The organism is Shewanella sp. TC10 (genome assembly GCF_009663145.1).
Lineage (GTDB): Bacteria > Pseudomonadota > Gammaproteobacteria > Enterobacterales > Shewanellaceae > Shewanella.
In genome coordinates this window covers 1-7,756 of sequence record NZ_VKHR01000097.1, presented here as the reverse complement: position 1 = coordinate 7,756, position 7,756 = coordinate 1, and the positions used below count along the sequence as shown (strand labels likewise).

The following is a 7,756-nucleotide window of genomic DNA, read 5'->3' as shown; positions in this document are numbered from 1 at the left end:
CGCCCACACCAGAGCAAGAGGGGAAACWACAGCTTTCTCATTTATAAAAGCTTTTAATCACACTGTGCTTTTCCGCTAGCATAACAACTAGGCTGACGTGGACACACTGCACCACGTGAACAAATCACTCTAGCCTCGTTTTCGATACCGCGTTCAATCCAATTAATGTTGAGTATTTTAGCCACACTGGTTAAATCGGCTTTTATCGATTTAGGTATCGCCACTAAACCGCCATTATCTACACAAGCTTGCTTTAAATCTTCAGTGATTTTTTCAGCATCTTTGCCTTGAGCTTCAATGGCAGGGTTCAGATCAATCCCCGCGCACAATACATGTGGGTTACCCGCTGAATCATCTACTTTTATCGACTCACAACAGTAAATACGTGGCTCATTACCCACATTCAAAATTGATATTTGAGCTGATGTGCCTGCCGATGGCTCGTTAATCTTTCTAAACACAGCCCAGTGATGACAAGGATCTTCGACAATGCGCATATTGCCCCAAGGCAGTGGAATACCATTACCACGATAAACGGCTTTAAGCTTACCTGGCGCATAAGCATCAAAGTAATGCCAGTGTGGATAAGGCGAAACGACCGTCATCCTTCTCATCGCCACAGAGGCCGAAACTTGCAATTGTTTATGAATATCAATCTCGTAACCGTGACGGTCAAGGAGCTGTCTAAATGGCACCTTAGGACACAACAAAGCGCCAGCAAAAAAGCTTGATTCAAAGTCGCGCCATGCATGCAAAATATCTTGCGCATTTAAGGTATTTGACTGCATTGCAGCATCATCATCGACTTCAACTCGACGCCCCGATGTCATGACACTTTTTAAACCGTCTTTATTGTGTAAAACGCAGTGCCCGATGTGTACTGCTAAGTCATATTTGAGCCTCGGCGCATTAGACTTTAGGGCTTTATTGATAAAAATGGTCGCTGGCGGCTCAAAAAATGAGGTGGTTAAACGTGATGAACGGACTCCAGTTTCATCTAACACCTCAGTTGGGGTTTCATCAATCCACTTAATTTTAAGTCCCATGCTTTTAGCAATTGTGAGCATTTCATCAGCGCTCAATGGCATCTGTTTCTTGCCGATATCTTCCGCGGCTCGTTCCAGATCAGGGAAGTGATTTTGATGATGCTCTTGGTGAGCACGGATCAATAACTGCGCAAATTGCCTACCTGAAGTCCCTGTTTGTGACAACATTTCAGGGATCGCAATTTGTAAAATATCGTTGGAAAATAAGAAGCTTGGTTCAAGTGGCATCCCACTTATACCACCACGGCGACCTTTTTCTGGCGTAATAGACTGCTCTTCAGGCATGTCATCTAAAAACCAATCCACCTCTTTTTGAAACACTGTGGCGATAACAGCCAGCATCCCCGCACTAGGTACACGCTTACCTCGCTCGATCATAGATAGATACGATACCGAAGGCGCAGAGCTGGAATCCACTCGGATACATCTGGCCGACAAATCTTCCATCGTCAAATGATTCCGTTTGCGTAGATTTCGTATCTTGGTACCCAGAAAATGTGACTTTCTCATCAAGCTTTGATCATTTCGCATTTTGTAAAATTCACAGTGTAAAATTTTTATTGTGAAATTGTAGTGAAAAATACTCTAGACTACAAATTAAGCAATCGGGAAACAGTTTTTGAAAATCGTTCACCGCAGCTAGCAACATGAATCAATGGTAAGAGAAGTAACACTGACCTGAGTTAAACAACCAGTCAGTGTAATGACCCAAACGAAGAGGATAAGGTTATGACTATGACAACAATGCACACCAATACAGCAGCTCACAACCTTAACAGCTTCATTGAGGAACAATTTGTGGCGACCAGTACTAACGCAGATAAAATTAACAATGCGAAAGTATTTTTAGATGACAACTTCCCGCTAACCGAAGGCTCTCACGCCGATGTTAGTAGCTATGTTATTTACTACACTCATCTTTTAGCGTTTATGAAAGATGGCAGCCAATGTGGATTGCAAAACCCATGTCAGTTTGTTGCTCTAACGGGACATAAAAGCGACCCAACTTCTGTGGTATTAAAAAATAACGATACCCATGTTGAAGTGAGCTTTGACCGCAATGGCGAACTAGGTGCTAACGACCCAGCTCACATTGAAGATATTCAAGTTGCACTGCCAATTAAAAACCTACCGACACCTTACAAGCAATGGGTAAGCATGTTGCATTCACGCTGCTTACCAACAGAAGGTAACTGCAAAGTGTTTACCGCCAAAGATGGTACTGACTACGCAATGCATCAGCGTTAGTTGGCATTAGGAAACCTTGTTATTAAGGCTGACATAATTGTCAGCCTTTTTGTTATCAGCAATTCTACCGCAGCCCTTCTTAGAGTCCCTCATCATTTATCACACCCATAATATCGCACCAATAATTAGCTGATCATGCACTAAAACAGACGCGAGACTACGATTTAAAACTATAAAACACTGATTTTAAATAGGTTCAATCATGGCCTAACTCTTGCGACGTCTTATCTGTGTTTATCATCCCTATAGGAATATAAAATGAATAAAGAACAAGTCGTTGAAGCCATTGTATTAGCAAAACATGCACGTCAATTAAGTTGGCAAAACATTGCTGATGAATTAGGAATGGGCTGTGTTTGGGTCACATCAGCTTGTTTAGGGATGAATAGCATGCCAGAGAAAGTAGCAGAAAAACTGTGCCAGTTACTGGAGCTTCCTGCAGGTTCACAAGCTGCACTTAAGGCCTATCCCATCAAAAAATGGCAACGTGATGTGCCACAAGATCCGCTAGTATATCGTTTATATGAAGTGGTTGGTGTTTACGGTGAAACACTTAAAGAAGTCATCCAAGAACAATTTGGCGATGGTATTATGAGCGCCATTGATTTTTCTATGGATGTTGAAAAGCAAACAGATCCGAAGGGCGACAGAGTGGTGATCACCATGAATGGTAAGTTTTTGCCTTATAAAGCTTGGTAATTATCGTTAACAATGAATTAAGCTGAGCGGTTAAGTAAATACTATTAACTTTGAAATCTTGGAGTTAGCTATTTACATTAAGTCATATTCAGCTTAATTCAGCAAAGCAATAACTAACCCTAGCCCCAATAACAAAGATAACCGCTGCCAAAATAAAATCGGGTCTTTATCAATAAAAGGCACGTTCTCTCGAGTCGCTTTAGGGTGTGGGTATTTGAGGTTATAAATAAACTCAGATACTTCTGCGGTGCGCTTTGCGGGATCCACTGCCAGGGCTTTTTCAAGTGCATAATCAACCCAGTGAGGTACGGCAGCATTTCGACTTCGGGCTGGAATATATCGCAAACTTTGTTGCGCTTTTAATGTTGTCGCCTTTGCAACATTCGCGTCATAGGGTAAATAACCAGTAAGCATTTGATAGGTAATCACCGCCAGTGAGAAAATGTCACTGCGATTATCCCCTAAATCTCCAATGAAGTACTCTGGACCACTGTATTGCGCGGTGCCCAGCATGTGATCATCAACCCCTTGGGTTTCAATGATTCCAGCCACTGCAGTCGCGCCAAAGTCGATAATTTTAATCACACCTGCAGTATCTATCATAATATTTTCAGGACGTAGGTCTTGATGAACCATTTCTTGTCGGTGCAAAGCTTGTAAGCCTCGGGCAATTTGAATAACCAGATTTCTCACTGTGTCTAAGTCAGGTTGGGCGTGATCATGGATCCACTGGGCCAAAGTACAGCCTTCAACATACTCTGTTACTGTATAAAGGTATTGTTTAGGCGATGTTGATACGAATGGTTTTAATAAGTGAGTGTTAGATACTCTTTGTGCCACCCAATCTTCCATTAACAAGGTTTCTAAATGATCTTCATTGTGGCGCATTTCATCAGAAGGAACCTTAATGACCACCCGCTGGCCTGATGCTTTATCCTGAGCAAGGTAAACTCGACTGCGACTGCTAACATACAATTCACGTTGAATGGTAAAGCCTTCGAACTCTTGTTCGCTATGTAAAGCTGGCGGCAAAGGCAGTTGAGTCAACAATTGTTTAAACTCATTCACCTCATGGCTGGGCAACCCATCAACGCTGACAATTTGGATTGTCAGATTATCATCCCCTCCGGCAGTCAACGCTTGCGCCACCAAGTCTTGCGCGACTCGATCAAAATCAGCACCTTTTGCATCAATAGCTTTTTTATCAACAGGAGTTGTAACTGCACTAGCCCTTTTCAGCCCTCGTTCGACCTCTTGAATAATCGCATCAGCAATGACTTTGGCAGATAAAAACTCATGTACTCCGTCTGTTGTGAGCACAAAAATGTCGCCCTGTTTAACCGGATGGGCATGATAATCACAGCTTAACAATGGACTAATACCTAATGCTTGGCTCAGGTAACTTGTATCACCAACATAACGGCGATGATCCTTAGTCAATTGCTCTAATGACTGACCACTTAATTGATAAATACGTGAATCGCCACAGTGAAATAAATGCGCGGTATTAGATTTAAACACTAATGCGCTGAAAGTGCAGACATAACCTTTATTCGCATCATGGCGGTGCAGACCTTGTTGGCCTTGAGCAAACAACCAATGATTTAAGGCTTGTAAGACTTTATGTGCGGAGGTTTTAACCGACCAAGCGTCAGGGGTTGCATAATAATCATTAAGAAAGTTACTAATCGCGGTTTCGCTAGCAATATCACTGACGTCACTGCTACTAATACCATCGGCAATTGCGACCACGGCACCTTTACTATTAAGCTGTGGGCTTTTCGGCTGTCGGCTGCCACAGCAATCTTGGTTAACAGGTTTAACCCCGCTAACGCAATGTTGGCCAATGGTCAGTTTGAGTGTTTTAGACATAGAAAATAAAAATGCTCTGCTACCGTAAGCTAAACCTGCTTAATGGCACAGAGCATTAATCATCAAAAGCTTATGCAAGCTTTTCGCGGCGCGCTTGTTCACGCTTACGTGCTGGGCTTTCTTTTACATGAGTAAGATAAAGCGGTAAACCAACTAACACAAATCCACCAACTAAATTACCAAGCGCGGTAGGGATTTCATTCCAAACAAGGTAATCCATTACAGTGAAATCTCCCCCCATGATCATCGAGAATGGGAACAGGAACATGTTCACAATTGAGTGCTCAAACCCCATAAAGAAGAACAACATCACCGGCATCCACATCGCCATCATTTTGCCACTGGCTGAAGTTGAAATCATTGCACCAACAACCCCCATAGATACCATCCAGTTACATAACATGCCACGGATGAAAATGGTCATCCATCCAGCAAAGCCATGTTCCTGATAACCTAAGGTTCGTGACTCACCAATACTACTGACTTTCGCTGCCAACACACCACCATCTGTGTTATATCCATAAGTCAAAATGAACGATGCAAAAAAGGCCACAGTAAGCGCGCCGGCAAAGTTACCCACAAACACTAAACCCCAATTACGCAGCATTTGGTCGACAGTACAGCCATTTCGTTTATCTAACACAGCTAATGGCACCAGAGTGAATACCCCAGTCAATAGATCAAACTTCATTAAATACAGCATGATAAAACCTACAGGGAACAAAATTGAGCCCGTAAGTAAGCTGCCAGTCTTAACTATCACAGTAATGGCAAAAAATGCCGCCAGACCTAAAATTGCCCCCGCCATAAAGGCACGGACAAAAGTGTCCTTGGTTGACATAAAGATTTTCTGTTCACCTGAGTCGACCATTTTTACGGCGAACTCTTTTGGTTCAATATACGACATAGCTACACTCTCCTAGATTTAATTCTGATCATGTTTTGCCAGTTCTATGCCACTATAAAAAAACCCAAAGAAACAAGTTGTTAACATAAAGGTCTATCATAAGTTAATTAGCTAAAGCACTATAATAGTTCGTTATTTGTTCGACCCGCCCTAAAATGGAACGTTACACTTTCGCCGTTGTACCCTGTATTTATTATTATTTTTATCTATTAAGGCCTAAAAAATCGTGAATCTTGAGACACTTGACTTAATGGTTTTTGAGAGTCAATCACGCCTCCAGAATCAACCTCAGTGATCAAGAAAGTAACTACATCCCGTGCACTTCTTGGCGTTATGCCACGGTTATCTTTCATTACACTGGTTACCGTTACTGGATATTCCAACTGTTCAGCCGCCTTAATCAATACCAAGGTTTCGGTTTCAACCTCAAATTCATAAGCAGACAAGTTGTCATAAGCGATACTGATTTTATAAAAAGCCGCTTGCTGAGTTTTATTTCGAATTTTAAGTAAATAGCTATTCTCTATTACTTCTTTATTGGGTTCGCTGCTGACCACACGATATAGGCTTTGGCGATCGCGGATAACATTGAGCTGGATATCAGTTCTACTGTTCAAATCCATGGCAATAAGCACTAGCATCACCAATAACGCTGTCGCATAACCTAATGCTTTTACGGACCAGAGCGAAGGTTTCTCGCCTTTTTTAAGCGCATTTTCACTGGTAAAACTAATCAAATTTGGTAAATAACCAAACTTCTCCATAGTTTGATTACAGGCATCCACACAAGCACCACAATTAATACATTCATACTGTAAGCCATTACGAATATCGATGCCCGTCGGACAAACATCGACACACAAATGACAATCGACACAATCACCTAAGCCTGCAGGTTTGCTGTCATTAGTTTGCGCTCCTTGTCGCTTATTACGTTTTCGTGGGCCACGACTTTCACCACGCGCGGCATCATAGCTCACTGTTTTAGTATTGGAGTCAAACATCACTGCCTGAAAACGCGAATATGGACAGCAATGCAAACACATCATTTCACGCATCCAGCCTGCATTTAAATAGGTGCACAAAGCAAAAAACCACACCCAAACTCCAGTCCAAAAACCGCTACTGAAAGTGAAAATATCAATATACAAATCGCGTGCTGGCATAAAGTAAGCCATAAAACCGCAACCCGTGATTAATGCCATAACCGCCCAAGCTGAATGTTTTGATACTCTTTTACTGACTTTTCTGACAGATAAAGGGGCTTTATCTAATGCGGTGCGATGATGATGATTACCTTCAACTTTCGCTTCAATCCACATAAACATTGCCGTCCACGCCGTTTGTGGACACAAAAAACCACACCATACCCGGCCAAAATATACCGTGACAAAAAACAATGCGAATGCTGCTGCCATAAATACCCAAGCCAGCACGGTAAAATCTTGCGGCCATAAGGTGATATTAAAAAAGAAGAATTGCTGCTCGGTCACATCAAAGAAAATAGCCTGACGCCCGTTGAAATTAATGAAAGGGATCAGGAAAAATATTGCGATCAGCAAAGTATTAGTATGCTGACGGATTTTTTGAAATACACCTTGTTGCTCTCTAACGTGTATTTTCCCTGATGCGCTGACATTAACAATGGCAATACGCTGGGCGGAAGAAGCGGCTAACCGACTTGATACTGACTCTGACGATACTGGATCTGACATTGTGTGGTTCCTAGTTTTCTCTTATTAGCTGTACGCTAAAGAGCAAAACCTGCGCCAATCACAGTATAATCATAACGTATTGATTTTAATTGCTAAAAATAATTTCTGGTATTTATTAAATCACGATATATCACTAATTGACGATATATCGTGACCCAATCGAATTTATCTTTCTGTTTAACCAAATCATCTATCGGCTAATGGATAACTTCTTCATTCTCGAACGTAAGGTACTTGGCGGCAKCAGCTATGCTTGATATGCCGCCAAG

At 42.0% G+C, this 7,756-nt stretch carries 6 protein-coding genes; 2 read left to right on the top strand and 4 right to left on the bottom strand.

Annotated elements, in window-relative coordinates; genetic code table 11:
- Nucleotides 1-53: 53 nt before the first annotated feature.
- A complete protein-coding gene (locus FNZ24_RS20950) occupies nt 54-1,577 on the bottom strand; it encodes a DUF3612 domain-containing protein (protein ID WP_153916733.1) in 1,524 nt (507 codons plus the stop codon).
- Between the two features lie 198 nt (nt 1,578-1,775).
- On the opposite strand from FNZ24_RS20950, the gene FNZ24_RS20945 reads away from it, so the two are divergent.
- Both FNZ24_RS20945 and cynS read left to right on the top strand, forming a co-directional pair.
- The gene (locus FNZ24_RS20945) at nt 1,776-2,294 is read left to right on the top strand and encodes a malate synthase (protein WP_153916732.1); all 519 of its coding nucleotides are present in this window, start codon (nt 1,776-1,778) and stop codon (nt 2,292-2,294) included.
- Between the two features lie 258 nt (nt 2,295-2,552).
- Entirely contained in the window at nt 2,553-2,993 is a 441-nt protein-coding gene (gene cynS / locus FNZ24_RS20940) for a cyanase (RefSeq protein WP_153916731.1), read from the top strand.
- A 93-nt stretch (nt 2,994-3,086) separates the two neighbouring features.
- On the opposite strand, the gene FNZ24_RS20935 is transcribed toward cynS, so the two are convergent.
- The 3 genes from FNZ24_RS20935 to ccoG all read right to left on the bottom strand — a co-directional run bounded on the left by FNZ24_RS20935 (nt 3,087) and on the right by ccoG (nt 7,487).
- Nucleotides 3,087-4,865 carry a bifunctional protein-serine/threonine kinase/phosphatase gene (locus FNZ24_RS20935; protein WP_153916730.1) on the bottom strand — a complete coding sequence of 593 codons (1,779 nt, stop codon included), beginning with the start codon at nt 4,863-4,865 and terminating at the stop codon, nt 3,087-3,089.
- A gap of 70 nt (nt 4,866-4,935) precedes the next feature.
- A complete protein-coding gene (locus tag FNZ24_RS20930) occupies nt 4,936-5,772 on the bottom strand; it encodes a formate/nitrite transporter family protein (protein ID WP_153916729.1) in 837 nt (278 codons plus the stop codon).
- Nucleotides 5,773-5,981: 209 nt separating this feature from the next.
- Nucleotides 5,982-7,487 carry a cytochrome c oxidase accessory protein CcoG gene (gene ccoG / locus FNZ24_RS20925; protein WP_153916728.1) on the bottom strand — a complete coding sequence of 502 codons (1,506 nt, stop codon included), beginning with the start codon at nt 7,485-7,487 and terminating at the stop codon, nt 5,982-5,984.
- Nucleotides 7,488-7,756 lie beyond the last annotated feature (269 nt).